The 26,387-nt window shown below is 53.6% G+C and carries 32 protein-coding genes and 2 pseudogenes; 14 read left to right on the top strand and 20 right to left on the bottom strand.

The genetic code is table 11. The features are described from left to right. Position 1 precedes the first annotated feature (1 nt). The 3 genes and pseudogenes from QMX91_RS01120 to QMX91_RS01110 all read left to right on the top strand — a co-directional run. The gene (locus QMX91_RS01120; protein WP_258191650.1) at positions 2 to 2,359 is read left to right on the top strand and encodes a heavy metal translocating P-type ATPase; all 2,358 of its coding nucleotides are present in this window, start codon (positions 2 to 4) and stop codon (positions 2,357 to 2,359) included. 114 nt (positions 2,360 to 2,473) lie between these two features. Then, the gene (locus tag QMX91_RS01115; protein ID WP_096143224.1) at positions 2,474 to 2,746 is read left to right on the top strand and encodes a heavy-metal-associated domain-containing protein; all 273 of its coding nucleotides are present in this window, start codon (positions 2,474 to 2,476) and stop codon (positions 2,744 to 2,746) included. A gap of 27 nt (positions 2,747 to 2,773) precedes the next feature. Continuing rightward, positions 2,774 to 2,896: pseudogene (locus QMX91_RS01110) on the top strand (DUF411 domain-containing protein); the annotation flags it as partial. A 97-nt stretch (positions 2,897 to 2,993) separates the two neighbouring features. On the opposite strand, the gene QMX91_RS01105 reads toward QMX91_RS01110, so the two are convergent. From QMX91_RS01105 to QMX91_RS01090, 4 genes are all read right to left on the bottom strand, one after another. Beyond that, positions 2,994 to 3,227 (bottom strand): hypothetical protein, encoded by a 234-nt coding sequence (locus QMX91_RS01105; protein WP_096143223.1) that lies wholly within the window; start codon positions 3,225 to 3,227, stop codon positions 2,994 to 2,996. A 55-nt stretch (positions 3,228 to 3,282) separates the two neighbouring features. Beyond that, positions 3,283 to 3,666 (bottom strand): hypothetical protein, encoded by a 384-nt coding sequence (locus tag QMX91_RS01100; protein WP_032894847.1) that lies wholly within the window; start codon positions 3,664 to 3,666, stop codon positions 3,283 to 3,285. Positions 3,667 to 3,756: 90 nt separating this feature from the next. Beyond that, a complete protein-coding gene (locus QMX91_RS01095) occupies positions 3,757 to 4,203 on the bottom strand; it encodes a hypothetical protein (RefSeq protein ID WP_096143578.1) in 447 nt (148 codons plus the stop codon). A 42-nt stretch (positions 4,204 to 4,245) separates the two neighbouring features. Further along, positions 4,246 to 4,638, bottom strand: a complete 393-nt coding sequence (locus QMX91_RS01090) for a hypothetical protein (protein ID WP_233101200.1) — start codon at positions 4,636 to 4,638, stop codon at positions 4,246 to 4,248. A 193-nt stretch (positions 4,639 to 4,831) separates the two neighbouring features. Here QMX91_RS01090 and QMX91_RS01085 point away from each other — a divergent pair, with 193 nt between their 5' ends. Next, positions 4,832 to 5,350 (top strand): transcriptional regulator, encoded by a 519-nt coding sequence (locus QMX91_RS01085; protein WP_311136225.1) that lies wholly within the window; start codon positions 4,832 to 4,834, stop codon positions 5,348 to 5,350. Positions 5,351 to 5,458: 108 nt separating this feature from the next. Here QMX91_RS01085 and QMX91_RS01080 read toward each other — a convergent pair whose 3' ends face one another. The 3 genes from QMX91_RS01080 to QMX91_RS01070 form a co-directional block, all read right to left on the bottom strand. After that, entirely contained in the window at positions 5,459 to 5,965 is a 507-nt protein-coding gene (locus tag QMX91_RS01080; RefSeq protein ID WP_096143576.1) for a hypothetical protein, read from the bottom strand. A gap of 35 nt (positions 5,966 to 6,000) precedes the next feature. Further along, positions 6,001 to 7,038 (bottom strand): hypothetical protein, encoded by a 1,038-nt coding sequence (locus QMX91_RS01075; protein ID WP_096143575.1) that lies wholly within the window; start codon positions 7,036 to 7,038, stop codon positions 6,001 to 6,003. A gap of 389 nt (positions 7,039 to 7,427) precedes the next feature. Next, the gene (locus QMX91_RS01070) at positions 7,428 to 7,868 is read right to left on the bottom strand and encodes a 3'-5' exoribonuclease (protein WP_096143218.1); all 441 of its coding nucleotides are present in this window, start codon (positions 7,866 to 7,868) and stop codon (positions 7,428 to 7,430) included. 469 nt (positions 7,869 to 8,337) lie between these two features. On the opposite strand from QMX91_RS01070, the gene QMX91_RS01065 reads away from it, so the two are divergent. Then, positions 8,338 to 8,673 (top strand): hypothetical protein, encoded by a 336-nt coding sequence (locus QMX91_RS01065; RefSeq protein WP_096143216.1) that lies wholly within the window; start codon positions 8,338 to 8,340, stop codon positions 8,671 to 8,673. A 117-nt stretch (positions 8,674 to 8,790) separates the two neighbouring features. After that, complete coding sequence (locus QMX91_RS01060) at positions 8,791 to 9,342, top strand: arsinothricin resistance N-acetyltransferase ArsN1 family B (RefSeq protein WP_096143215.1); 552 nt, start codon at positions 8,791 to 8,793, stop codon at positions 9,340 to 9,342. Positions 9,343 to 9,368: 26 nt separating this feature from the next. Here the strand turns inward: QMX91_RS01060 and QMX91_RS01055 are convergent, their stop codons facing one another. The 11 genes and pseudogenes from QMX91_RS01055 to QMX91_RS01005 form a co-directional block, all read right to left on the bottom strand. Next, positions 9,369 to 10,442 carry an ArsO family NAD(P)H-dependent flavin-containing monooxygenase gene (locus QMX91_RS01055; RefSeq protein WP_096143214.1) on the bottom strand — a complete coding sequence of 358 codons (1,074 nt, stop codon included), beginning with the start codon at positions 10,440 to 10,442 and terminating at the stop codon, positions 9,369 to 9,371. Between the two features lie 139 nt (positions 10,443 to 10,581). Next, the gene (locus tag QMX91_RS01050) at positions 10,582 to 10,764 is read right to left on the bottom strand and encodes a DUF1289 domain-containing protein (RefSeq protein ID WP_096143213.1); all 183 of its coding nucleotides are present in this window, start codon (positions 10,762 to 10,764) and stop codon (positions 10,582 to 10,584) included. Between the two features lie 2 nt (positions 10,765 to 10,766). Then, entirely contained in the window at positions 10,767 to 11,138 is a 372-nt protein-coding gene (locus QMX91_RS01045) for a hypothetical protein (protein ID WP_096143212.1), read from the bottom strand. Positions 11,139 to 11,177: 39 nt separating this feature from the next. Continuing rightward, positions 11,178 to 12,101: a CDF family Co(II)/Ni(II) efflux transporter DmeF gene (dmeF, locus tag QMX91_RS01040; protein ID WP_205476282.1), complete on the bottom strand. Its 924-nt coding sequence runs from the start codon at positions 12,099 to 12,101 to the stop codon at positions 11,178 to 11,180. Positions 12,102 to 12,120: 19 nt separating this feature from the next. Continuing rightward, positions 12,121 to 12,396 carry a metal/formaldehyde-sensitive transcriptional repressor gene (locus QMX91_RS01035; protein WP_084570950.1) on the bottom strand — a complete coding sequence of 92 codons (276 nt, stop codon included), beginning with the start codon at positions 12,394 to 12,396 and terminating at the stop codon, positions 12,121 to 12,123. A 286-nt stretch (positions 12,397 to 12,682) separates the two neighbouring features. Continuing rightward, positions 12,683 to 13,105 (bottom strand): arsenate reductase (glutaredoxin), encoded by a 423-nt coding sequence (gene arsC / locus QMX91_RS01030; RefSeq protein WP_096143210.1) that lies wholly within the window; start codon positions 13,103 to 13,105, stop codon positions 12,683 to 12,685. 20 nt (positions 13,106 to 13,125) lie between these two features. Further along, positions 13,126 to 13,839 carry an arsenical resistance protein ArsH gene (gene arsH / locus QMX91_RS01025; protein WP_096143209.1) on the bottom strand — a complete coding sequence of 238 codons (714 nt, stop codon included), beginning with the start codon at positions 13,837 to 13,839 and terminating at the stop codon, positions 13,126 to 13,128. Between the two features lie 47 nt (positions 13,840 to 13,886). Further along, a complete protein-coding gene (locus QMX91_RS01020) occupies positions 13,887 to 14,357 on the bottom strand; it encodes an arsenate reductase ArsC (protein WP_096143208.1) in 471 nt (156 codons plus the stop codon). A 16-nt stretch (positions 14,358 to 14,373) separates the two neighbouring features. Beyond that, positions 14,374 to 15,657 carry an arsenic transporter gene (locus tag QMX91_RS01015; protein WP_096143207.1) on the bottom strand — a complete coding sequence of 428 codons (1,284 nt, stop codon included), beginning with the start codon at positions 15,655 to 15,657 and terminating at the stop codon, positions 14,374 to 14,376. A gap of 24 nt (positions 15,658 to 15,681) precedes the next feature. Further along, positions 15,682 to 16,038 (bottom strand): metalloregulator ArsR/SmtB family transcription factor, encoded by a 357-nt coding sequence (locus tag QMX91_RS01010; protein ID WP_096143206.1) that lies wholly within the window; start codon positions 16,036 to 16,038, stop codon positions 15,682 to 15,684. Beyond that, a pseudogene (locus QMX91_RS01005) lies at positions 16,035 to 16,124 on the bottom strand (arsenate reductase ArsC); the annotation flags it as partial. The gene QMX91_RS01010 and the pseudogene QMX91_RS01005, both read right to left, overlap by 4 nt. A gap of 618 nt (positions 16,125 to 16,742) precedes the next feature. Between QMX91_RS01005 and QMX91_RS01000 the strand changes: the two are divergent. Next, positions 16,743 to 17,495 carry a hypothetical protein gene (locus QMX91_RS01000; protein ID WP_096143205.1) on the top strand — a complete coding sequence of 251 codons (753 nt, stop codon included), beginning with the start codon at positions 16,743 to 16,745 and terminating at the stop codon, positions 17,493 to 17,495. A 14-nt stretch (positions 17,496 to 17,509) separates the two neighbouring features. Here QMX91_RS01000 and QMX91_RS00995 read toward each other — a convergent pair whose 3' ends face one another. Continuing rightward, entirely contained in the window at positions 17,510 to 17,779 is a 270-nt protein-coding gene (locus tag QMX91_RS00995) for a hypothetical protein (protein ID WP_096143204.1), read from the bottom strand. Further along, positions 17,757 to 18,578, bottom strand: coding sequence for a hypothetical protein (locus QMX91_RS00990; protein WP_096143203.1), 822 nt, complete (start codon positions 18,576 to 18,578; stop codon positions 17,757 to 17,759). The genes QMX91_RS00995 and QMX91_RS00990 overlap by 23 nt, the downstream gene beginning before the upstream one ends. Before the next feature lie 773 nt (positions 18,579 to 19,351). Here QMX91_RS00990 and QMX91_RS00985 point away from each other — a divergent pair. The 7 genes from QMX91_RS00985 to QMX91_RS00955 all read left to right on the top strand — a co-directional run bounded on the left by QMX91_RS00985 (position 19,352) and on the right by QMX91_RS00955 (position 26,355). Next, positions 19,352 to 19,606: a hypothetical protein gene (locus QMX91_RS00985; RefSeq protein ID WP_106117639.1), complete on the top strand. Its 255-nt coding sequence runs from the start codon at positions 19,352 to 19,354 to the stop codon at positions 19,604 to 19,606. A gap of 309 nt (positions 19,607 to 19,915) precedes the next feature. Then, complete coding sequence (locus QMX91_RS00980; RefSeq protein ID WP_080394783.1) at positions 19,916 to 20,560, top strand: hypothetical protein; 645 nt, start codon at positions 19,916 to 19,918, stop codon at positions 20,558 to 20,560. Further along, positions 20,544 to 21,671, top strand: coding sequence for a hypothetical protein (locus QMX91_RS00975; protein ID WP_096144790.1), 1,128 nt, complete (start codon positions 20,544 to 20,546; stop codon positions 21,669 to 21,671). Before QMX91_RS00980 ends, QMX91_RS00975 begins: the two co-directional genes overlap by 17 nt. Positions 21,672 to 22,298: 627 nt before the next feature. Beyond that, positions 22,299 to 23,039 (top strand): hypothetical protein, encoded by a 741-nt coding sequence (locus QMX91_RS00970; RefSeq protein WP_134787475.1) that lies wholly within the window; start codon positions 22,299 to 22,301, stop codon positions 23,037 to 23,039. A gap of 157 nt (positions 23,040 to 23,196) precedes the next feature. Beyond that, complete coding sequence (locus QMX91_RS00965; RefSeq protein WP_025108603.1) at positions 23,197 to 23,658, top strand: Lrp/AsnC family transcriptional regulator; 462 nt, start codon at positions 23,197 to 23,199, stop codon at positions 23,656 to 23,658. 207 nt (positions 23,659 to 23,865) lie between these two features. Continuing rightward, entirely contained in the window at positions 23,866 to 25,548 is a 1,683-nt protein-coding gene (locus QMX91_RS00960) for an NAD(P)/FAD-dependent oxidoreductase (protein ID WP_282412134.1), read from the top strand. A gap of 12 nt (positions 25,549 to 25,560) precedes the next feature. Then, positions 25,561 to 26,355, top strand: coding sequence for a carbon-nitrogen hydrolase family protein (locus QMX91_RS00955; RefSeq protein ID WP_282412133.1), 795 nt, complete (start codon positions 25,561 to 25,563; stop codon positions 26,353 to 26,355). Positions 26,356 to 26,387 lie beyond the last annotated feature (32 nt).

Below are 26,387 nucleotides of genomic sequence, written 5' to 3'. Positions count from 1 at the left end.
CATGCACAACCCTGAGGTTCGTCAAGAGCACGGCCTAATACAGAAGTCTGAACCCCAACTTACCGGCTCCCATGACCCGGTATGTGGCATGATCGTCAGTAACGACAGCCAGTTCAGCACGGAGTACGAGGGGCAAAACTACCGGTTCTGCAGCCAGAAATGCCAAACGACCTTCAGGGCAGCACCCGAGCGTTATCGAATATCTCAACTGAAAATCGAACAAGTCCATCAGAAAACAGCAGAACCGGTAACGGGTGCCGCTGTATACACATGTCCCATGCATCCGGAAATTCGCCAGATCGGCCCCGGCGTCTGCCCTAAGTGCGGCATGACCTTAGAGCCGGTGATTCCCGAATTAGAGGAGGATGAGAATCCCGAACTTAAGGACTTCACACGGCGCTTCTGGTGGACATTGCCACTGACAGTGATCGTAACCGTGCTGGCTATGGGGGGACATGCCCTGGTGCTGTTCCATGGCACCACGCAAAATTGGGTCGAGCTGGGATTGGCTACGCCCGTCGTGCTGTGGGCTGGCTGGCCGTTTTATGTGCGTGGTGTGCGTTCGGTGATTCAGCGAAGTCCGAACATGTGGACGCTAATCGGCCTCGGCACGGCGGCGGCCTTCCTTTACAGCGTCGTGGCCACCCTGACCCCCGATGTATTCCCCAGCAACTTCATGATGGAGGGCCGCATCGGTGTGTACTTCGAAGCGGCGGCTGTAATCATCTCACTGACCCTTCTCGGCCAGATGCTTGAACTCAAGGCTCGCTCGCAAACCTCGGCTGCCATCAAGTCGCTGCTTGGACTGGCACCCAAAACTGCCCGACGGATCAATGCCGATGGCACGGAAGAAGACATCCCTCTGACACACGTACACAGCGGCGACACGTTACGTGTGCGACCGGGCGAAAAAGTGCCTGTCGACGGTCAGGTGTTGCAAGGCGAAAGCGCTGTAGATGAGTCGATGCTCACCGGCGAACCGATACCGATCATGAAGAGAGCCGGCGACGCGCTGATTGGCGCCACTCTCAACATCCACGGCAGTCTGGTGATGCAAGCGCAGAAGATAGGGTCGGCGACCCTGCTCGCACAGATTGTGCAGATGGTTGTGCAGGCACAACGCTCAAAAGCGCCGATGCAACGGCTGGCAGACGTGATTGCCAGTTACTTCGTGGTTGTGGTGATTACTATCGCCGCGCTTACTCTACTCGGCTGGGGGCTGTGGGGGCCCGAGCCAAGTTGGGTGTTCGGACTCATCAACGCTGTTGCGGTCATGATCATCGCCTGTCCCTGTGCCCTTGGCCTAGCGACACCGATGTCAGTCATGGTTGCCACCGGCAAGGCTGCTGGCAGCGGCGTATTGTTTCGCGATGCCGCCGCCATCGAAAACCTGCGCAAGATAGACATCTTGATAGTCGACAAAACTGGCACCCTCACTGAAGGTCGACCAGCGTTCCATAGCGTCGAGGCCGTACTCGGTTTTACTCAGGATGAAGTGTTGCGCCTGGCCGCAAGTCTCGATCAGGGCAGTGAGCATCCATTGGCCCGCGCCATCGTCGAGCAGGCTCGTGCCGCAGGGCTAAAACTGGTGACACCTGAAACCTTTGAGTCAGCCTCAGGTATTGGTGTAAGCGGGCAGGTCGAGGGTCGCCGCCTGATGCTAGGCAATACCGCGTTGATGCAGGAGGCCGGCGTTTCCACAGAGAGCTTGCAAGAACATGCCGAGAAGCTACGCGGCGACGGTACGAGCATCATGTACCTGGCAGTCGATGGCGCCCTGGCGGGTTTGCTGGCTGTTGCCGACCCCATCAAACCCACCACGAAGCTGGCCGTCGAGCGTCTGCAGGCGGATGGCGTCAAGGTCATCATGGCCACTGGCGATGGCCTTACGACTGCTCGCTCGGTAGCTCGCCAATTGGGCATCGAGGAGGTTCACGGCGAGGTCAAACCGCAAGATAAAGAACGTCTGGTGGCATCTCTGCAACAAGCCGGACACCGGGTGGCGATGGCCGGCGACGGCATTAATGATGCCCCCGCACTGGCTCGCGCTGATGTAGGTATCGCCATGGGCACTGGCACTGACGTGGCGATGAACAGCGCTCAGGTCACCCTGGTCAAGGGGGATCTCCTCGGTATCCTGCGTGCTCGCAGCCTGTCAGTCGCAACGGTGAGAAATATGCACCAGAACCTGACCTTCGCCTTCCTTTACAACGCCATGGGTATCCCACTGGCTGCCGGCTTGTTCTTTCCACTTACCGGTCACCTTCTGTCACCGCTCATTGCCGCACTGGCCATGAGCGTGAGCTCGGCGTCGGTGGTATTCAACGCCTTGCGTCTGCGCCAGGCTTCCATTGATTGAGTGAAAACGACCGCTTGACCTTGCCATGGCAGCAAGGTTGAGGATAAGCCAACGCCGCAAAAAAGCCTCATGCGTCAGTCTTTCCATGATCAACTTTGTTGTGAGGAGTCACCAATGAAAACTGTTGAACTGCAAGTCCAAGGCATGAGCTGTGGTTCATGTGTCAAACATGTCACCGAAGCGCTGCGCCCAGTTGAAGGCGTGAGTGACGTAGCAGTGGATTTACAAGCCGGACGGGTGAAGGTCAGCGGCGATTCGGACAGCCATGCGCTGCTTGCAGCCCTGGAGAACGCGGGCTATCCAGCACAGCTGGCGACAGTGGAAAGCGTAGAAAGTAAGAAATCCTCCGGTTGTGGCGGGAACGGCGGCGGTTGCTGCTGTCGGTAAGCCTTATTTATAAACAGGAGAACTTCCATGAATGCCAGTCTGCGAATCGCTGCGTTCACGACACTACTCATGACCGGAGCGGCACAAGCCGCTGAAGTCATCGACGTTTACCGCGATCCTAACTGCGGCTACTGCAAGGCAAACCATCTCAGCTCTATCGCTACCATCATGACGCTTTAGTAAAATGCTTGAAGCGTCGTCATCAAAGGTCATCCTGCTCTTCCCGAATGTCGACTTCGCCCATCGCTCATAGGTAAATTTTGCGACAAGGAAGCTTGGTGATAAGCCCGTTTTCGAAAAGCACCCTGGGTATATCGCCAAACAAACTCGACACTTCCCATTTCTCTGTGAGCGGCTTCACTGCCTCTGCTATTAATGAATCGAGGTCGAAGTCCTGCGTTGCAACAAAGGGCCCAGCGCGGTCGTAATTCTCAAAAATGCCCGAGGCAATGCAGATGACTTCGCCTGCCTTGACGATCATGACACCACCTCGAAGCCATTCAGGAGGGTTCGCCAGTGGAAGAAGACCACGACCATTACTGTAACCCTCGCGGGGTGAAGTGGTGCATCCCCCGTGAAAGCCGCAGAAACTCACGCAGGCTTGCACGTCCATTACCCCTCTGGAACGTCGCCAAGACGTAACGACTATTCTCCGTCGTCATCACCCAAAACCTGCCTTCACGCTCGACTTTGATCACATCAGAAGTGCGGATCAAATGGCCGTCGCCGAACCGCCCATACTGGTCTTTACGGTTGTGACCAAACACTACGCCTATGCCCGTTCGGGCTTTGATGGAGGCGCTGCAAAGATACGCTGTGATCGGTCTATCGAAGCCTTGCGCCTGGGCTTTTTTGATTCGTATTAGGTCGAATTCTGTGTGGCGCTTCCCATAAAAATCCAAGCCAATCATGTTCAGCATTGTTGCACTCCGTTGGCGGTATATACGGCCTAACCAGGAATTCCACACGCAACCATCTGTGCTGGTATCGTGCAGAAATCTTGGTAAATCTCAGGCTGTACGAATCATGTTTGCGTGATAGATCGGACGAAGGTTGCTCAGCACATCAGTGTTGAAGCTAGGTTGGTGAGAGCTGTGGTATTTGGAGCCGGTCTCCACCTCTAGCAGGCACACAACACACTCGTTTTGGTCTTCACCAAGCGTCACTTTGGTCAGTTTCTCCATTCGCCAAACTCCCGTCCCATTCATGTGGGCAGGTGTGACTACTTGCACCTCTGTGATGATCGTCTCAGCGTCTTGGGAAATCAGGAGTTGCTGAAGCCGAGGTTCGCTGCCGACCATCAGAACCGCCTCTGAAATTCGACCCTTGGTCTTGGCCTGAACTGTTACGTGATACCAGTGATTACGAAGCACTTTGGATACCTGATGCCATTGGTACTGACCCTCACCGAACATGCCCGGTAGGCCCAGCATGTCGGCGTCGTGTGTTCTAAACATCGTGTGTCCTTGGCCTGAAGGGGCTCCGATATAGAGCGCAGGTTAGAAGAGGGAGAAAACGTCTTTCAGGCTCGCGAGCTGTTCATGACCAGGGCCAATCAACACGTAAACCGTGTTTCTGGTTTCGAATGCAACACCGTCGTGGAAACCGGTGCACATGCTTGAACGAGCCCAATCGCCCCGTTCGAAACGGCCTTGGCTGTCCTCGGCCACGTTGTGAGCAAACAGGATCATCGGGAGCTGGCCCGCTGCATGGCATTTGAAGAGTTCGTCGCGAGTGACTTCAATGCGAAATATTGTCCAATCTCGAACCAAGCAGTAAGGCTTTTCGGGAAAACGTTGGTTCGCTAGCGCTCGTGCATCAGAGCTGCTGGACAGGCCTTCCAGTGGTGTACGTGGCCCTTTCATGAAATCGGGTTCTTCGATGCTAGCCATACGGCTTCCTTTTTCATTAATAACCAGGAAATTGACAATTCAATCTCTGGACTTGTCGCTCGTCTTGGCCTGAATTTCCCGATCCAGTGCACCCTTTGCGCAGCTCTGCCTGAGGACGCGCCGGCATCGAAATCATGCCGAGAATTCAAACCAGTCACAATGAGGATGATAAGGCGTGTTATGACGGAGCGCAATGTGGCCTTATCCTCGATTTGCTGGAGGGAAATCGATGGAGGCAGCAGAAGCGCTAGCTGTGGTGGTACGAGCAGTGCGCAGAGGACAAGGTCTGTCTCAGGAGGACTTGAACAGCATTGACCGATCCCATCTCAGTCGGATTGAGCGGGGAGAAGTAAGCATCACCATTGATATGCTGGTAAGACTGGCATCCATCTTGGAGCTTGATGCCGCTGCGTTGATTCTCATGGCGACCTCCTTGCAGGCGAGTGAGCCCTTTGGAGAGGGTCTAAGACGTGTTTCGAGGCAATTGAACAGGATCAGAAAGGACGGCATTGATATCGAAATTGAGTCGTTAGCACGGACTGGGAAGTTGTTTCCTGGTAGACCCTCCAGATCTGGGGCGGCACATAAGACGATAGAGGCTCAACGACTGAGGAAAGAAGGAGTGCCTGTTGTCGAGATTGCGGAAGCGTTAGAACTCTCTGAAGCCACTGTACGTAGATATCTGAAAACAACGGCTCCTTCACAGGAGTGACTTCTTCAAAACTTGTGCCGCGTCACTCGATCTATAGTCCCGCTAGCGGCACTTAGGTGCAGATTTTATGGTGCTTTTCATCATCAGCAAGGCAAGAGAAAGTCAAAATCAAGATTTGCTTTTTGGTTTCGGCCTTTCTACGTATTCGGCGGGTTTGCTGCGAACCAGAGGAGGGTTATGATCTTTGCAGATTCGGATATTTTTATCTAGTTCCTTTCTCTGCTTCCTCTTCAAGTACCAAAATTTTCCAAGCGAATCTTTTGCAAATAAGTCTTTTATTTTGTAATTGTACTCCATGATAGGAGTTGGACAGATAATGAATTCAGAGGGCTCCAGTTTCTTTGGCAATGTATCGTCATCCATAAACTTAACAACCTTTTTTTCACCGTCTTCAAAAAGCAGCCCGCCCGAAACTATCCATATCGGCTTTTCGCCTTTGTTAGTTATGCAAAGATAGATAAAATGTATATTTCCATTTTCTGTTCTTAGATTAGTGTCGAGGACAACCTTGCGCCTGTTTAAAAATGGTTGATAGAACAGGGCGACTAGAACTGCCAGAAATGTAGATATAGCGCTAATGGCATTCCAGTCAATCTTCGATAACTCAAAAGACATAGATTTCTCCATGGGTAAAATAAGAAACTTAATTATTAGCGGGCGGTAGGATCATGCTGGTCAAACATCCATTGATATTGGTCGCATCGCTCACACGATGTTCCGTGCTCGGCCTCATGAGACTCAAGAATAGTATGGCAGTGCTCACACCGCTTATATTCAGTTTTGGTTTCACACCAATGGCAAATATCATGATGGGTGTGGAACATGTGAACGAAACATACAGGACACTCCTCTACAACCTGCTCTGTATCAAAGGCAGATTCATATTTGAGCAGGAATTCCGCTTCCAACACGTCGAGCATACCGGCCCGGTGATGACAGACTAAGCATTCATACCTGAATTCAGGCGTATCAACAGGAAGACTCGCTGCAGCATCTTCTTCAAAAGGCTGCAGAAGAGGAGACCCACAACTCCCGCGCTGGCAGCCTTTAAGAAGTTTCAGGGCGTTGGCGGGCAAACCTATTTTTTTCCATTCAGCTCGTGCCCTCAGTCTGTTTTTTTCGAAGAAGTCGTGTGTTTGGAGCATAGTTTCCCAGGCTTTTCCTAAAAGTGCGCCTGGGCTGTCGAATAATTCGCTACTTATGAAGTTCTGAAGAAGTGGGAAAAGAGCGGCTAGGAATTTTTGTATTTCACTTGTTTGATGAGTAGGATGGAGATGCTCGAGGTTATTGCGGCAGTCCCTCAGCGTTTTAACCACCTCCCAATCATGCTCTACATTTAAACTATCTAGTCGAGCGTGGATCGCGTCGGTATCGATTGAGCGAGGATTTTTCTGTTCGAAAATGGGACGCCATTCGATCCCGCCTTCCTCAGTCAAGTAAGGGAGTATGACTTTAGGCTCATAAAGGAGCTGCTCGGCCTCCTCCGGAGTTTTCGCGAGGGACGCAAGCTTGTATTTGAACAGCAAAATCACACCGGCGAATAGGTTGCGCGATGATGAAATGGCTCTGGTCGTGTCTCCGCCTGGTGCTGTACTGATCGCGTAGTCTTCAATCCCTAGTTGTATTGAGAAAATGGCGTTCTGAAGGATTTTGCCAAGCTCAAACTGCTGCCGCTTATTTGCAGACATCACGATTCTCCATTCCGAACACATTCAAGCGGATTCTATGCTGCCTAAAATGATTGTATGTGCGATTGCCCACAATCTGATAGGCGCTTTTTCTGCGGCAGCTGAGGCTGCCGACTTTGAGCTCGGTAGACGAGGTTTTTTGCAGAACTTCCGCGACACAGAATCGACGCATGGGGCGTCGTGGACAGTTTCACTATCGGCATCCCTAAAAAAGCGACCAGATTCGGGCTTGGGGTAGTGGAAAGAGCCTTCAGGGTTGTCACCACAGCTCAACTCCGCGAGTGGCTCCTACGTGCGGGCCTTCCAGTTCATACTTAGCTCCACCTGATTGGCCAATATAGAATACTGATCCATACGCCTTCTCAGGGTAGCCCTTTCTTCGGATTGCTTTAGGTGAACATGCTGGCGATGATACGGGCATCAAGGAGAGCGTGATGCGGAAGCGGAACTCCGTCACTTGTGGCATCAAGAGTGGTGGCGTCAGTGGGGTAATTCCGGACGTTCCTTGGCCATTTACCATCGTCATATGCGAGTTCGCAGAAAAGCTCCCAGTCGTACTGTGGAGCGTCTGTGACAATCTCCAGAACTTCGTCGAACGAGGCTAGGAAATCGAGCAGTGCAGTTCTTGCCCCGATAATAGGTTGTGCATTGCCACCACCCCAGAGCTGCGGAAGAACGATCTCTAAGACGAAGTCGCTGCAATCTTCCTCTCGCCATGTGTCGATCAATTCCACGTAGAATTCGCGTCCATCCTCAGCTACCAGTGCGAGTGATATCAGCTCCGCTGTGGCTGAGAGCCGGGTGAACTCGCAATCAAGAAAGAGCCTCATGTTGCAGGAACTCCGTTATGACTAGGGCTCGCCTGGATATGGCGCAGGAGGGTGAGTTATGGGAGATGGCCCTCGAGCATCTCGGCTCAGACGGACTCCTCCAAGCGGTCATAGAAATGTGGAGCCGCGCCGGGTGCCCGCCCAGACCAGTCGTTGAGCATCTATCCCACGACAAGGTTAGCCAAGAAGTCTTGAATATACTGAAAATTGCCCAGGAACGAGTCGGTGCCTTCGTACCGGGTCGAATTCGGGCTGCAGGCACAGTCACCTTATACGCTCGTCACGCCAGCAGCTTGGTTGATGGGCTCATCACATTGCTACCAAAGGCGCAGCTTTCGCGTGCCCTGCGAGGCTCATGTATTGAAATCGAACTGGGGATTTAACGTCCAAGCAGTTTCCCGATGGACGCCGGTCAGCAGCAATCCTTGTAGAATTTCACCAGTGAAGTGCCACCCCTTTGAGATGCTCTATGAACTCTGAATTAACCGAAGAAGAAATGCGTCGTGCCCTTTTTGGTGCGCCTCAGCCAGAGGAGCAAGTTTCTACTCCGCTAGTGCAGGAGCCTGTGCCAGAGATCGTTTTCACGAAGCCCGCAGAGGCTCGACTAGCCAAGAAGAAAGTGACGAAAGCGTTCACGCCCAGGCTGCGGGTCACGCTCCGGGTTGGGAACGAGTTTGAGGGGAAAATGACCGAGTTGATTCACGAGGCCGACACGTTGAGCTCGTTGCTTGCCGAGCAAGACGCCGTTAGGGCTGCAAGGAAGAAGTACAAATATGTTGAGGTCGTATCAGTCAGATCGATGTAGAGGCCTAGTTGAACTACTCAGGCGAATAGTAGAGCTCATAACATCTTCATATTTCGACCATGTCCAAGGCTGATCTAAAAAGGGTAATGTTCAGCTTTCGAATCAAGGACGACTTGCATGGCTTTGAAAATCCGTACGGCGACGGTAGCAGATGCTGTAGCCATCCAGCGCATTTACGCCCCCATCGTTTCAACAACGGCCATCTCGTTCGAAGAGATTCCGCCGAGCGCTGAGGAAATAGCTCAGCGGATAGCGACGACACTTCAGACATATCCCTACCTGGTGGCCGAAGAAGGTGGGGAGATCAAGGGCTACGCCTATGCCAGCCAGCACCGCGCACGTGCGGCCTACCGGTGGGCGGTGGACGTGACGGTGTACATAGCTGAATCTGCTCGCCGTCAGGGAGTTGGCCGTGAACTCTATGAGACCTTGCTTCCGATTCTTGAAAAGCAAAGGTTTCGTGCAGCTTATGCCGGAATCGCGCAGCCCAATGAAGGAAGCGTGGGCTTGCATGAGTCTCTGGGGTTCGTCCACATCGGCACATATCCGGAGGTAGGCTTCAAGCTTGGAAAATGGCACGACGTCGGTTACTGGCGGCTAGGGCTGTGCCAGGCAACCCCTCCGTTGGAACCTATTCTTTTCCCCAAGCTTGAGGTCGCATCGCAGTAGGTTCACTCGATTTGCGTCGCGAGCCATCAGGATTCGCTAGTGAGATAGCTTTGGACTTGGTTGACTACATCTCGAGCGGTGCGGGTTACTCCGATCAATGTTGCAGAGGCAAGCCCCGTCCAATCGCCGTAACCCACCAGCCACAGATTAGGTGAAGCAACACTCCGGTTTTTATTCACGGCGACTTTACCGCCATCGTCAACGATAGCTAGGTTGCCCAGGTGGTTGAGCGCTGGAGAAAATCCAGTACACCAGATGACGGCATCGATCTTCGTCTCGGCCCCCGATGGCCACACAACGCCCGTTGAGGTGAAATGCGTAAATGGCCGCACCGTGTTAAGCACGCCGCGTTCGCGAGCTTCCTTTACCGATGGCACCATCACAATGTCTCCCAGCCCTCCAACGGGCTGTTGAGGCTCCATCCCATCTTGTTGCGCCTTCAATCTAGCAGTGGCTCGTTCGAACAGGACGCGCCCATCAACTTCATCAGGTAAAAACTTTGGGGCATCTTGAGTTACCCAGGTTGCCTGAGCCACTTTGGAAACCTCGGCGTAAATCTGGGCTCCCGAGTTTCCACCACCCACGACAAGGACGGTTTTCCCCTCAAACTCGTTCGGCCCAACGTAATGAGCGGAATGAAGCTGCTGCCCTACAAATAACTCCTGTCCGGGAGAGCTCGGGGTAAATGGGCGGCTCCAGGTGCCTGTTGCACTGATAACCGCTTTGGCATCCCAGCGTCTATCCCCGGAGATAACCCGTAATCCATCTTCGGTTTTCTCGACACGGGTCACCCGCGTGGAGCGGACAATGGGAAAATCATATCTGCGCTCGTATTGAGTCAGATAGTCGATAACATCGTCCCGTCCAGGAGTCCCCTCGGAGACAGCTGGCATGGGCCAGCCGGCGATTGAGCTCCAAGCAGACGGCGAGAATAGTCGGAGAGAATCCCATCCATGCCGCCAGGCTCCTCCCGGTGCCGACTCGGCGTCGAGCAATACGTAGGAATGACCCGAGCGCTTTAGAAAATAGGCGACGGTGAGCGCGGATTGACCACCGCCAATGACCACTACATCAAGTTTCGAATTTTGATTCACCATCATCCCTCCAGGTGAGTAATTGCACGGACTTGCCCACCCGTTTGCATTCGACCTAGCAAGTCATTTGCGTCGAATTTGACCAGCAAAATTCGTGGACATGATCGGCAAAGAACGACTCGCAGCCGTCATCCAATGCAAGTTGCTATCCGTACGCTTTCTTGAGCCCTTTCAATCGCACATTCGCCCGTTTTACAGCGGCCATTTTTTCAGGCCGCTTCATGCGTTTCCACTTTCTGATGTCTTCCTTACTTCTCCCGCAACTCACACACAGATCACCATTCAGCTGGCAAGTCGAGATACAGGGATTTTCGATTTCTTTAGCCATTGTCAGCCCCTTTTGGTCGCGGCTGATTGAACCAGACGATTTTTCCAGTTTCCGCCATGCGTGCGCTGGCACTCCTCCTCAGAGTCGAAGCAGACATTGTGATCTGAAAGGTTCAGATCGATGTCGGCCTCGTTCAACGCGATGGTAGTCAACTCAACAATGCGTGCCTTCGCTTTAGCCTGGGCGAGCTTCTTGTCAGCCAGTGTTTCGAACACCCAGACAACCTTGAGGGTTTCACTCAGCGCATTCAGGTCGGCGATGTGAGTGAGCCACGTAAATCCTTCGATCTCCCCTTTTGCTGTTTCGCACGCTTTGGTGAGGGTGGTAATTAATCGACGCTCGATACGCGCAAGCTCACGTTTCCCTAGTGGCATTCGGAGTTCCCATGAAGTCGAGGTTAGGGAGCCGGTAAATCAAACTAATCGAAACTCGACCGTAAGGTGGCTGACTTCGTGGACAGGCTTCAGTCGTTCACGAATGCTTTCAGCGTTCACGGTGGATTCGCCGATGACGCTGACAATAGCCGCATGCGCTTCTGGCCCCACCCTCCAGACATGTAGGTCTGTAATGGTTGCATCCCCCGGCGTCTCAACCAGCTCTCGAATTTCCTCTGCAACGTGCTCATCAGTTTGATCCAGCAGTACAGCAGAGGTTACACCCATCAAACTCCATGCCCAACGCGCAATAACTATGGCACCTACAATGCCCATTACCGGATCCAGCCACACCCACCCCAGATATCGGCCAGCGAGCAGTGCTGCAATTGCCAGGACGGAAGTCAGAGCGTCCGCTATCACATGGACATAAGCTGATTTCAGGTTGTTATCGCCATGCCCATGCCCATGCCCATGATGATCATCGTGCCCATGACTGTGACCGTGGCCAAGCAGAAGCGCGCTCACAATGTTTACGATCAAACCCACAATCGCAATGAGCGTAGCGGTTCCGAATTGAACCTCCGTTGGCTGCAAAAGGCGCATGACCGACTCTACGGCGATTACCAAGGACACCATGCCGAGAATGAGCGCCGATGCAAATCCACCTAGGTCTCCAACCTTGCCCGTACCGAAGCTATAACGACTGCTGGAAGCGTGGCGTTTTGCGTAACCGTAGGCAGCTGCAGCGATGCCCAAAGCGCCTGCATGGGTTGCCATGTGAAAGCCGTCGGCAAGTAAAGCCATTGAGCCAGTGAGATAGCCGGCGACGATTTCGCCAACCATCATCACCACCGTAAGCGCCACAACCCAAAGGGTACGCTTGGCATTTTCTTCGCGTGCTGACCCAAGGAACACATGGTCATGTATGTGGCTAATCTCGATATTGGGGCTGCTACTCATGGACATGTACCTGGATTCTTCACTTGGAGTAGCGGCGAATGGCTTCAAGAAGCTCTTCGACACCCTTGTTGCGCTCTTCATCGCTAAGCGTTGGGCTCGCTACATGTTCTCTGGCGTGATCCTCAATAATTTCGTCCATCAAGCCGTTGATAGCTCCACGTGTGGCAGCTACGAGATGCAATGTTTTCGCGCAATCGGCATCCGACTCCAGTGCACGCTCAACGGCCTGGATTTGCCCCGCGATGCGTTTCACGCGTTTGAGAAGATCGTCTTTGTTTGAAGCTGTATGGCCCATGAGAGAAACCTTTTTAACTGTGAATACACGCATCATAGGTATACCCCCTATACCTATACAAGCGCCGTTTGACGGAAAACTCATAAACAGCTCTTTGCTGAAACTGAGGCTTCAAATAGGAGGAAGGGCGGAACAGGATGACCAGAACTCTGCTATTGGCCGCTCGTTGCTATGATGTTGACAACGCGAGCAGGTCAAACGAGATGCAATTGCTGGTTAGGTCGAATGCAAACGGTGGCCAAGTGGAGTGCGAATGGCACTCCAAGGCCACGTACTTCGGGTGGGATCAAACCCTGTTGCCATTCTCATCAATGACGACTTGTCCGTCTTCCTTGACGAAACTCCCACGCTGCTCTTGCGGTAACAAATCGAGCACAGCTTCTGATGGACGACACAAACGCGTCCCCAAAGGCGTCACGACGATGGGGCGATTGATCAGGATAGGATGGGCCATCATGGCATCGATGAGCTGTTCGTCCGTCAGCGATGCATCGCCCAATCTCAGCTCCTCGTATGGAGTGCCTTTGATACGCAAAAGAGCCCGTACCCCGATACCCATATCCCCAATGAGTCTGACAAGTGTGGTGCGATCAGGCGGGGTCTTCAGATACTCGATAACCGTCGGTTCTTCCCCGCTGTTACGGATCAACTCCAAGGTGTTGCGAGAGGTGCCGCATTCGGGATTGTGGTAGATCGTGATCTGGCTCATATCGCTTCCTCGTGCTGACGTTAGATGGAGCGCTGGTTGACGCGTTTGGACAGTTCTTCGGCGGACTCTTTACGCTCGGAGTACCGATCAACCAAATAATCCTGGCGATCCCGCAACAGCAACGTGAACTTCATCAACTCCTCCATCACGTCCACCAGTCGGTCGTAGTACGAGGACGGTTTCATACGACCTGCCTCGTCGAACTCGGTGAACGCCTTTGCCACCGAAGATTGGTTTGGGATGGTGAACATCCGCATCCATCGACCCAGTACGCGCAGCTGATTGACCACGTTGAAAGATTGCGAGCCGCCGCAGACCTGCATCACAGCAAGGGTTTTGCCTTGCGTAGGTCGTACAGCGCCAATCGCCAGCGGAACCCAGTCGATCTGGGCCTTGAAAACTGCGCTCATGGAGCCGTGCCGCTCAGGCGAACACCACACCTGTCCTTCAGACCATTGCATGAGTTCGCGTAATTCCGCGACCTTGGGGTGTGTATCCGGAGCGTCGTCCGGCAACGGCAAACCCGAGGGGTCGAATATCTTGGTCTCAGCGCCGAACTCATTCAGCAGGCGCGCCGCCTCTTGCGTGACTAACCGGCTGAATGAGCGCTCTCGCGTTGATCCATATAGCAGAAGAATGCGAGGTTTATGGAGCGAAGGCGTACGAGGCGACAGCTGCTCCAACGAAGGAATGTCGATCAGGTCGGCGTGTACGTTCGGCAGTGTGTCTTGCATATAAACTCCTTCGCCGGCACCAGCTGGGGCGCCGCCTCGGTTGATCTTTAAAGCGAACCGATCCGGTTCAGTTCAACTTTCAGTTGGTCAGCGCTCATGGTCTTCAGCGGCAGGGCCAAAAACGCACTCACGCGTTCGTGAATTTTGGCCAGTGTCGTTTCGAACGCTGCGCTAATGTCTGCTTCCGACCCGATGGCTTCGGACGGATCAGCCAGCCCCCAATGCGCCTTTAAGGCTGGGCCGAAGAAGATGGGGCATGCTTCTCCTGCAGCCCGATCACAGACGGTAATCACGATGTCAGGAGGCGAACCCTCAAACGCATCTGAGGCCTTGCTGCTCAAGCCCGCCGTGGAGATACGCGCCGCCTCCAGCGTTTGCAATGCGCGTTGATTCACCCGGCCACTGGGAAAGCTTCCTGAGCTGACGGCTTCTACACCCTCGGGCGCCAGGTGGTTGAAAAGCGCCTCGGACAGAATGCTGCGGCAGCTATTGTGGGTGCACATGAACAAGACTTTCATCAGACGATTCCTTGATTCAGAAACTGAGGCGCAGTGCCAGGGCTGACAATGTGGCGACGAGGATGGGCACGGTCAGCACGATCCCGGTCTTGAAGTAGTAACCCCAGCTGATCGTTATGTTTTTCCGGGCGAGCACGTGCAGCCACAACAGAGTTGCCAAGCTCCCAATTGGGGTGATCTTCGGGCCCAAGTCGCAGCCGATGATGTTTGCGTAAACCATCGCTTGCTGGACTACACCATCGACTTCAGCAGCATGAATGGATAAGGCGCCTACCAGAACGGTGGGCATGTTGTTCATGATCGATGACAGCAACGCTGTTAGCAGCCCTGTACCTAGGGACGCACCCCAAACGCCATAACCGGCGAACACGTTCAGGATCTGCGCGATGTGGTCGGTCAGGCCGGCGTTCTTCAGGCCATAAACAACCAGATACATACCCAAAGAAAAAATCACCACCTGCCATGGCGCCTCTTTGAGCACCTTGCTTGTGTTGATGGCATGACCACGAGCCGCGATGACATAGAGGATGAATGCACAGACCGCTGCAATGGCGCTGATTGGCACACCCAACGGCTCAATGACAAAGAAGCCGATCAGGAGTAGCGCCAGCACCCACCAGCCGGCTACAAAAGTGGCCCGGTCGTGGATAGCCTCGTCCGGATTGTCCAGCTGGTTGAGGTCATAAGTTTTGGGCAGATCTTTGCGGAAAAACCACAGCAGCATGGCTAATGTTGCCGCCACGCTGACGATGTTTACCGGCACCATGATCGAAGCATATTCGTTGAAGCCGATATCGAAGTAGTCGGCAGAAACGATGTTGACCAGGTTGGAAACCACCAGCGGCAAGCTCGCCGTATCGGCGATAAAACCGGCTGCCATGACGAATGCCAAGGTAGCAGCAGGAGAAAAACGCAACGCCAGCAACATTGCGATCACAATGGGTGTGAGGATCAATGCTGCTCCGTCATTGGCGAACAGGGCCGACACCGCTGCGCCCAGCAGGACGATAAATGCGAACAGCTTGCGGGTGCTCCCGCCTCCCCATCGGGCCACGTGCAATGCAGCCCACTTGAAAAACCCTGCTTCATCAAGCAGCAAACTGATGATGATGACCGCAATGAAAGTCCCGGTAGCATTCCAGACGATGTGCCAGACCTCGGGTATGTCTGCAAGAGTAACGACGCCTGCCAGCAACGCCACGATGGCACCGAACATCGCACTCCAGCCAACCCCTAGCCCCTTGGGTTGCCAGATGACAAGGACGATGGTTGCGATAAAGATCAATACGGCAATCAGCATTTCATTAATCCGGTTGGGCGTGAATCAGCTACACATGGCTTGGTTGATCGGGCGGTCGTTCATGCCGCAGAGGCGCTTAGCCTCGGTTTCCAGCCATTGCTGATTGGCGTCGACCACTTCCTTCAAAACTGCAGTCACCCACGCAGGCAAATCGGGATTCAGGCGGTAGTACACCCATTGGCCTTGGCGACGATCCAACAGCAAACCGGCAGAGCGCAGCAGGGCCAAATGACGAGAAATCTTCGGCTGGTTCAGGTCGAGTGCCGCCGTCAGCTCGCATACACACAGCTCACCTTCACTCACGACAAGCATCGAAATTTTTGCTCGGGTGTCATCCGCCAGGCACTTGAATAAGGTGGTGGGGTTCATGGGTTCTGTCATAGATCCTCCAGGTGCTTGGTCTTGACCAAAACGAAGAGCTTGATGCGCTCGTGGATGTCGTGGAGCGTGTGGCGAAATGCGCCGGGGTCGTCGGTAGCTAATACATGCACAAAATCGAATATACGCTTTGGCGAATATTCGGTAAAGCGAATATGATGACTGCTGCTTCGGCTTGAGCCGTAACAGTCCATGCGGGCGGCACAAAGGAGATAACGGGGTGGCGAGGGAGATGATGAGCCGAGACCTAGTGGTAGGTTGCTATGAGATGCAAATTTAATGTCCCTAATACGGCACATTAACCATCACTTTTAGGCTTAAAGACCCCATTTGGGAGCGTTACGCTCAGCGACGGACTGCAGCCTGCAGTGACGGTAGCCCTACTGCGGCCAAGTAATCGACTGATAATTGCAGCGAGTTCCGGACTTACCAATCGAGAGGTAGACTTCACATTCCTCACCAACGGCGAGACCTGCGCGCCATAAGTGCTTATGTAGCACCTCAGCTAACCAAACGACACTAGGTCGATGTCTGGCTTAGAGGTGCGCGGTTAGATAGCTCGTATCCGATCCAGCTTGCTTCGGAAAACGGGGTACTCTTGATCAATCATGTCCGGTTGCCAGCCACGGATAACCTCGGGAGCCCAAAGGGCCCGTCACTGACTGACTTTTTTGCTAGCATCTGGATCTCAAGTTTGGAGGGATCTGATGCATATGCAAAGTGATTGGGAAGTGTTGCTCAACGGCAACCCGCAGGAGATCAGGCAGCTTTGCACATGGGGGCACAGCATCAATTACTTCAGGCTCTGGGGGGGAGTAGATGACCGGAACGATTGCCCTAACGACGACTTCCGATTTAATTCAAATCTGTTCGAGGGTCAAACTCAGGAAGGAGTCTGGCAGATCACCTACGAGCTTTTGAATCTGTTCAATGGTGCATCGGCGCTGTTGGAGCGCGAGCCATACAAGCTGAGTATCTACAAGATCCTGCTTGAGGGGGGCGAGCTCTCAAGGCAGGAAAAAAGAAATATTCCGGGGATGCTTACCAAGCCTGCTATCTCCAGGCAAGCTTGGAGCGATGATCTCAGGAAAGCGCTTGGCACCTCACAGAAGATCAGCCTAATGATGCTGGCCGCTGAGCATGAGGATATCTACCTCTTCCTAAAATTTCTCGACCAAGACAGCAGCTGGATCACCTACTACAAGATACTGGACACTCTTGAGACATGGGAAAGACGGAAGGGTCTCAAGGCTTTTAGAAGCAAGCGAAAAGAGAAGAAATTCACCTGTTCAGCCAACAATTTCAGCTTGAACGGCTTCGATGCTAGGCACGGCTTTCAAGAAATGATGCAACAGCCCGCGCAGGTTTCAATGACGATTGATGAAGGCCACCAGTTCATCACGGGGCTTGTCAAAGACTACCTTCAGCAAGCTCATCCCCAGTTCGTAAAGTTTAGATGACTCAGAAAGCCAGTCTACCGGGCGGTATCTGATGCGTCGCTGGTGTGCCAGTTGACAGCATCGAAGCGCTCACACTGCTCTTCAGCGCATCCTTGAATAAGAATGCCGCTTTCCGCCGGTGCGCCGGCGCCGCTGAAGACATCAACGGCCAAGCCGCCCGCATTTTTTGAGCAAGGGTAGTGGAAGCCGTAGGCATGCTGCTCCGGGCAGAGTCTATCCCAATAGGTGCTCACCGTGAGGTCGACCACCACCTCATCAATCTCAGAAATCGTGCTCAACATCATCGAAGAAGTTTGGGTTCAGCTCGTACTCCAGAGAGCCGAATCGCGCCAGCAGGTCTGCTCTCAGTTCGCCTTCAGCTTCCGGCTCAAAATTGATCCAGTAGCTGTACACGAGCCCATCATCCGACTCGTTGGTCGTGATCTCTGATCCGGCCAAGAGCTCGCCATCTTCAACCGATATCCCTAGCTCGCTCGCGAGTGCTTGCGCCATCGACATGCGGTTGCTGTTTCGAGCATCTTCCACCTGAGCCCAATACTCGTGCTCAGACTTACGATCTCGATCAGCATCCGACTCGATACTGGAGATAGATACGCCGTCTTCTGCAAGCAACCACATACCCTCGCGGCGAAGCAAATCGACCGTGGAAGTAAGGAAGAACGCGGCACCGTGATACACCCGCTCCTGATCTTGCTGCCCCTGGTAGGTCAGGGAGACTTTTAAAGTCAGCTTCCCGGTTGCGTCGCTATAGTCAGCGGTTCCAACTTCAAGAGCATCAATCCTGAATCCACTCGCATTGGTATTCGCAATCGCGCCGGAGAGCTGGTCTTCCAGTTCCAGATCCAAGTCGGCGTAGACATCGTCCTCATGGATCGCTTGGGTAAACTCTTTGATCCCAAATACAGCCACCATCAGACGCGGATCCTTGGGGTTCCGTTGGGCGATTACAGAGAGCTCATGGTAATCAGCGAAACCTGCTTTCTGCGCCAGGGTTTCTTGAGCGCCAGAAAGCTTCAAGCCCTGATCACGAGCAAGCTGTTTAGCTTGGGATTTGAAGATGTTTAGCCGGGAAAAATCAGACATGGCAAAGGTTCCTAAATCTACGACGCTTAGGTGTCCGATTGCCTGTTCACCGGGCAGCGTCTGGTTAGGGACATGCCGATGTAAAACTGAAGGGTGTCACAGATGGGCTATTGCTTCGCGAAACAGGCGCCAGGCGACCATCACCACCTGGCGTGATCATAGATCAGAGTAAATAGCCCCGCAATACCCCGCCCGAATGTTTTCAGTCGAGGTTTTTAGCGTCATCCACTGACCGTGGAAAGAGTTCAGGAACAGCACCTGACGGAAAAAACCAAACCAGATTTAACGAAGTAATGACGCCACTGAATTGTCACTTTTAAACGCAGAGGGTTGCTGTTCTAGAAGGAAAAGGGGCATGCGAAAGGAGTGTGTTTCAAAATATTTCAACGGCGAAACGTTGTACCCCGCGATTTAGAAGGGCTGGGCATACATACAGGAAAAAAAATGGATCCAACCACTCATTTGCGCACAAGTTATCCACAGGCTGTTGCCTTGCAATGTCATTTCGGCCCCATTATCTTGTAGGTCATCTCGAAAACAGCACTACATGTTGTGTTTTTGGCGAGGGGCTGAGGTTTCAGTGAACACAGCGGGTATGCGTGCAAAGTTTGGACGCCGAGCACACATACCCGCCAATCCCTGAACCAATGCGGACACTGGTGGGACGCGCATTAGAGAAAAACCGACTTTGGATGTCAACCATTCAGCCCGGTTTTCCGCTCAAGGGTTGCTCCTGCCTATTCGATTTTTTATAGATACAGGAGCACCTAATCGTGCCGAAAAATCCTAAACAAACTTCGTCTCCCGTGGCCAGCTTGGCCTCCAAAATTCTGCGTAGTGATAGCTCCTCGGCCATCCAGAAGGAATTGGCAGGGTCGGCAATGGCTCAAGCGTCGACCGGCAAGCAAACCGGTGCCGATATGGAGACTAAAGCCAGTCATGTCCTCGACAGCAACAAGTACAGCGCCACCACCAAGACCTTAGCAGCCTCGGTGCTCGCCCAATCGAACAAAGAGCGGGGTGAGTAAAAATGGCTCAGTATTTCGTGAACCGTAATGCACAGACCAATGGTGACCACGAGGTGCATACCAGTACGTGCATCTATTTGCCGGCACTCCATAACCGCCTTGATCTTGGCTATCACACCTCCTGTGTGACCGCTGTTCGCCAGGCTCGCAACACCTACCAGCAGTCGAACGGTTGCCGGACGTGTTCCTCGGTATGCCATACCCAGTAGTTTTGAAGTTTCATCGGAAGCTCTGGGCGGCATTGCTGCTGCCCATCTTCTGCAGGTAAATGGGCTTCCGGGACATTAAGTCTATTGAAGGTTGCGTCTGATGATTCACGATCATGAATACAGCCTATTGGGCGGGGTAAATCGAGCTCTGATTGGTAGGTATTTGACACTACTGGCAAGCGCGATTTCCGGCATTGCGGTTTTTTTGCTGCTGTCAGCTGAAGATTTGGCTAAAAAGTATGACCTGCCTGTAAATCTTCCACCGACAGCCCTGTCACTAATTGGCGCAGGTATAGTTTTTGCTCTGCTGTACGCTCTATTCAATAAGACAGTTTGGAAATGGCGCTGGGCAGTTAAATATCTAAAAGTTCCTGATCTGTCGGGAGAGTGGCAGTGCACTGGAACAACACTGGACACCGAAGGAAATCCGATTCGCTCTTGGCAAGCCGATGTATATATTTGTCAAACTTGGGACAAGATTAGAGTGCGATTGAAGACACATCAATCAGGCTCCAACAGTATCACTGCGGCGTTGGTTCACGATGAAGCTGACGGATACCGCCTTCTTTATAACTACCGGAATGATCCTAATCCCGGCGAACCTGAGCTTCGGGGACATGTTGGCAGCGCAAACCTTTTGTTTACTAAATCACTAGATTGCGCACAGGGTGACTATTTTAACGGTTACGGTCGGCCCACCTATGGGCGAATGGAGCTGAGGAGAAAAAATGAACACACCAATTAACGAGCGAATCAATCGTCTGCGCTCCAGACGCTCGGGCCTTGATAGATCCTCTGTAATCGCGATGGATGCGAAGGATTTCATCGTGAACCGAAGCCTTACAAAAGAGGCGTGGGAACATAGGGTCAAAGACAAGCCGAATACAACTTTTGCTTTAGGCGCTATGCAAGAGGTAGATCCTACCTACACCCGCATCAGCATCGAAACCGCAGAACGGGTTAGCAACCAGTTGTCGAAGAGGACAAGCGGCAGTCTTGAATTCGAGCTACAGGGCTCAGTACCGCTGAATGTCCATATTCGAGGGTTCAGTGATGTCGACCTTTTAGCGATAGAAGCTGACTTTCATACCTATGATGCCCGTGGGTACATGAGTACATCGGGTCAGTACCGTTCACCGACCTCACGCACCTCAGTTGGGGTGTTAACTGATCGCAGGGGGGAAATTAGTAAAGCTCTTCGCGATGCGTTTCCCGCTGCGACAATTGACACCTCTGGCTCCAAGGCCATTAAATTGCAAGGAGGGTCATTAGCGCGTCCAGTTGATGTCGTGCCTTCCCACTGGCATGACACTATTAGTTATCAAGCATCTGGTCAGAAACATGACCGTGCTGTCACCATCCTAGATTCGCATAAAAACACCACGATTGAAAACTGGCCTTTCCTGCACATCAAAAAAATACGAGAACGATGTGAAACCACGATTGGTGGGCTCCGCAAATCAATAAGATTATGTAAAAACATAAAGGCAGATCTCGAGGCGGAAGGAAAAGCTGTAACGATCTCCAGCTTTGATATTGCCTCAATAATGTACCACGCCAACATGCATAGTCTCTCCGTTGGCGCCTACTATGAATTAGCGATATTAGCTGAGACCCAAAGATATTTGGATTACTTGTGGAACAACAAGGAAGAAGCGAGGCGACTGATAGTACCAGATGGATCTCGCTTTATATTTAACACGGAAGACAAGTTTAACGGCTTGATGCATCTCTCCGTGGCCATGGACAGTCTCCTTCGGGAGGTCGCTAAAGAGCAAAGCTTCCTGCTGAGCTTATCCGAGAAGCCTATGCTCGATGCCAGCAGGGTAGCTGTGACCAACGCGATCATTTTGTAGATCGCGTGCAGCGTTTGGAGACCCGTGCAGAGATCCACCGAGCTGGATGCAGACTGCCATGCAGATGAGTTATCCGCTGGCTACCAGTCATTGGTTAAGGTCGGTTTTTTTGTGACCACTTGAATTCTAGTGCATGGTTGGCGACATCGGCGATGAAGTGCGGGGTTCCATTCCGCTGCATCTGAGAAATGTCAGGCAGCGGCTCACCTGACAATACTAGGATATTCCGAGCATGCACCGGAGGGCGCCTGCTGGGCAAGATCGGATGTCTTGCGTTGTCGGAAGCAATAGATATCTAAAAACTGGGATGAGGTGACATTTATTCAAATGCCACACCGAGGTTATATTTGGAAAACGTTGCCACTGAATCTTCTGATTACCAAAATTGCCCATTCCCTCTAGAGATTACAGGCCACAAGACCGGACGGACAGTATCTAAACAGGATATTTACGCACCACATAATGGTTCAAGTCCGTGTGGGCCCACCAAACATACAAAGGCTTATGCTTGATGGCATAGGCCTTTTTTGTTTTTGTGTCTCGTCAGCCACTCAGTCGACCCCATCCACCTGGATGTGAGTGGTGCCTGCGGGTCATACGTAAAATCAAATCGCAACGGAGCATGCAATGAGCGTAATGGAAAAGGAACTTCCAGAAATACACATCGACGATACCATCAAAGTTCTTGAACACTTGAGTACATGCAGACCCCTGAAGGCATCTGCACGGCGTAGCAGACTCGAAGTGAATGCGGAGAAATTTGCCAATTGGTGTCTCATTCTCGGCGGTGCCGGGATGGCCGTCGCGGCCTGCATGGCCTACTGGCATACGTCGCAGACTCCGTTGCCGGAAGAGGCCAAATATCTGGCTCTCTATCTTGTGTTCTTCTCGACAATATCTACTTTGCTGTCACTGCTTACACCCATGGCGGCACTGGTCTACGCGCTTTTCCGATGGGAGACCATCACCTTGAAAAGCATGATTGCCGATGTCAGACACGAGAATGCGTTGGTAGATTCACTTGAACCTCATTCGGAAGTGGCACTTCTAGATGCAAAGTATTGGCTCGAACTCAGAATCAATCGAGCAGAAGCGCGTGTCGCCCTGTTTTTTGGAGAAAAAGCTGCAGCCCTTGCTCTGCTGGGAACGGCCTACGTCTGCGCGGAAAAATTCGGCGGTTTCCCCTGGATCAGTAAGACCTTGTTGGCCGGACCTGTGAGCGGAAACTGGGGTGATAGCGCCTTATTGATGATCATTGCCTTGGTACTCGGTCTTTCAATAGGAGCGGTATTGCTCAAACGCGTAAATCTCCGATACCGCTTCCAGATCGAACTTATCGATCAAGCCTTACGCAGAATGGCCAGATAACGGTCAATCCAACGCATAAAAATCCGCGCAATTACGCGGATTTTTCTGTCCACTCTTCGCGCCCCGTTGGCCAATCATTCGATTACCGCCCACAAGCGTCTCGTCGGTTGAGCCTGTAACATGCTCGCTCCAAGATCCGCGCCCTATGGAGCCGTCCTTGCCCGACATCCGCCCGCCCGTGCTCGATGAAATCGACCGGCAGCTAATCGCCGCCCTGCAAATCAACGCTCGCGAGAGCGTGGCCATGCTTGCCCGCCAATTGGGCATTGCGCGCACCACAGTGACGTCGCGACTGGCGCGGCTGGAAAAAGCCAAAGTGATCACCGGTTACGGCGTGCGTCTGGGGCAGCGCGTGGTCGATGGCGGGTTGCAGGCGTATGTCGGGATCAAGGTGCAGCCGCGTTCCGGCAAAGAGGTATTGCGCCGGTTGAGCGCGATGGCGCAGGTGCAGCAGTTGTGTGCGGTGAGTGGCGAATTTGATTATGTGGCGTGGCTGCGCACCGACTCGCCGGAGCAACTGGATCAATTGCTGGATCAGATTGGCGGGGTGGATGGGGTTGAGAAGACCACGACTTCGATCATTTTGAGCAGCAAGATTGATCGGGGGCAGCCGGTTTGAGCGCTGGTGAGCTTGATGGCCTCATCGCGAGCAGGCTCACTCCTACATTTGGTCGGAATGCAGTCATTAATCGTCATATTGATCAATTAACTGGCAAAACGACGACACTTTGCGTCTTATTAACGTGTTCTACGCTCCCTAGAATGGCTGGCATCTTTTCCTATACTCAGACGCGCATCCTGCGTCGGGTCGCCAGCAAGGTCAGCCATGAACAAGAACAATCGCCATCCTGCAGACGGTAAGAAACCCGTCACCATTTTCGGCCCGGACTTTCCGTTCGCCTTCGACGACTGGATCGAACACCCGGCCGGTCTCGGCAGCATTCCGGAACACCAGCACGGCGCTGAAGTGGCGATTGTCGGCGCCGGTATCGCAGGTCTGGTGGCCGCCTATGAACTGATGAAGCTCGGCTTGAAACCAGTGGTGTACGAGGCCTCGAAATTGGGTGGCCGCCTGCGTTCGCAAGCGTTCAACGGCACCGATGGCATCGTCGCGGAGCTGGGCGGCATGCGTTTCCCGGTGTCCTCTACTGCGTTCTACCACTACGTCGACAAGCTCGGTCTTGAGACAAAACCTTTCCCGAACCCGCTGACGCCGGCTTCCGGCAGCACCGTGATCGACCTCGAAGGCAAAACCCATTACGCACAAAGCCTGAAGGATCTTCCTGCACTGTTCCAGGAAGTGGCTGACGCCTGGGCGGATGCACTGGAGGCTGGCTCGCAGTTCGCTGATATCCAGCAAGCGATCCGTGAGCGCGACGTACCACGCCTCAAAGAACTGTGGAATAAACTCGTTCCACTGTGGGACGACCGCACGTTCTACGACTTCGTGGCCACTTCCAAAGCCTTCGCCAAACTGTCATTCCATCACCGCGAAGTGTTCGGTCAGGTCGGCTTCGGTACCGGCGGCTGGGACTCGGACTTCCCCAATTCGATGCTGGAAATCTTCCGCGTGGTGATGACCAACTGCGACGATCACCAGCATCTGGTGGTTGGCGGTGTGGAACAAGTGCCGCAAGGCATCTGGCGGCATGTGCCGGAGCGCTGCGTGCACTGGCCTGAAGGCACCAGTCTGAAATCCCTGCACCGTGGCGCGCCACGTTCCGGCGTGAAGAAAATCGCTCACGCCCCGGACGGCCGTTTCGCCGTCACCGACAACAACGGCGACACCCGCGAATACGCCGCCGTGCTGACCACCTGCCAGAGCTGGCTACTGACCACGCAGATCGAATGCGACGAAACCCTGTTCTCGCAGAAGATGTGGATGGCGCTGGATCGCACGCGCTACATGCAGTCGTCGAAGACCTTCGTGATGGTCGACCGGCCATTCTGGAAGGACAAGGACCCGGAAACCGGTCGCGACCTGATGAGCATGACCCTCACCGATCGCCTGACCCGCGGCACCTATCTGTTCGACAACGGTGACGATAAGCCGGGGGTGATCTGCCTGTCCTACTCGTGGATGAGCGATGCACTGAAGATGCTGCCGCACCCGGTGGAAAAACGCGTAGAGCTGGCGTTGAACGCGCTGAAGAAGATCTATCCGAAAGTCGATATCGCCGCGCGGATCATCGGCGATCCGATCACCGTGTCGTGGGAAGCCGACCCGTACTTCCTCGGTGCATTCAAAGGCGCCCTGCCCGGCCACTATCGCTACAACCAGCGCATGTACGCGCACTTCATGCAGGACGACATGCCCGCGGAGCAGCGGGGGATTTTCATCGCCGGTGACGACGTATCGTGGACCCCGGCGTGGGTCGAAGGCGCGGTGCAGACGTCGCTCAACGCCGTGTGGGGGATCATGAAGCATTTCGGCGGTTCGACACATAAAGAGAACCCGGGCCCGGGTGATGTGTTCAAAGACATCGGCCCTATCGCCCTGCCCGAGTAAGAGGAATCCCCGATGCGTGTAGCCCTTTACCAATGTCCACCGCTGCCCCTGGAACCCGCCGCCAACCTGCATCGCCTGCAGCAACTGGCAATGGAGGCCAAGGGTGCCGACCTGCTGGTGCTGCCGGAGATGTTCCTGACCGGCTACAACATCGGCGCCGAGGCAGTCAGTACACTGGCCGAGGTCTACAACGGTGAATGGGCGCAACAGATCGGTCGAATCGCCAAAGCCGCCGGGCTGGCAATTGCTTACGGTTACCCCGAGCGCACGGCCGACGGGCAGATCTACAACGCCGTGCAATTGATCGACGCGCACGGCGAGCGCCTGTGCAATTACCGCAAGACTCATCTGTTCGGCGATCTCGATCGATCGATGTTCAGCCCCGGCGAAGATGATTTTCCGGTGGTTGAACTCAACGGCTGGAAGCTCGGTTTTCTGATCTGCTACGACCTGGAGTTTCCGGAGAACGCGCGACGTCTGGCCCTGGCCGGTGCCGAGCTGATTCTGGTGCCGACGGCAAACATGATTCCGTTCGATTTCGTCGCTGACGTTACCGTGCGTTCCCGTGCCTTCGAAAACCAGTGTTACGTGGCGTACGCCAATTATTGCGGGCAGGAAGGCGAGATCCACTATTGCGGACAAAGCAGCATCGCCGCGCCGGACGGCAGCCGTATCGCCCAGGCCGGAATTGATGAAGCGTTGATCGTCGGTGAGCTGGATCGACAGTTGATGGCCGATTCCCGCGCCGCCAATCGCTACCTCAACGACCGTCGTCCCGAGCTTTACCATGCGTTGAACAAGCGCTGACCCCACCCAATCCGCTAGCATTGGCACTTCAC

It is taken from the genome of Pseudomonas sp. PS01299, from assembly GCF_029960145.1.
Classification (GTDB): Bacteria; Pseudomonadota; Gammaproteobacteria; order Pseudomonadales; family Pseudomonadaceae; genus Aquipseudomonas; species Aquipseudomonas putida_A.
This window is presented reverse-complemented; position numbering and strand designations above follow the sequence as displayed.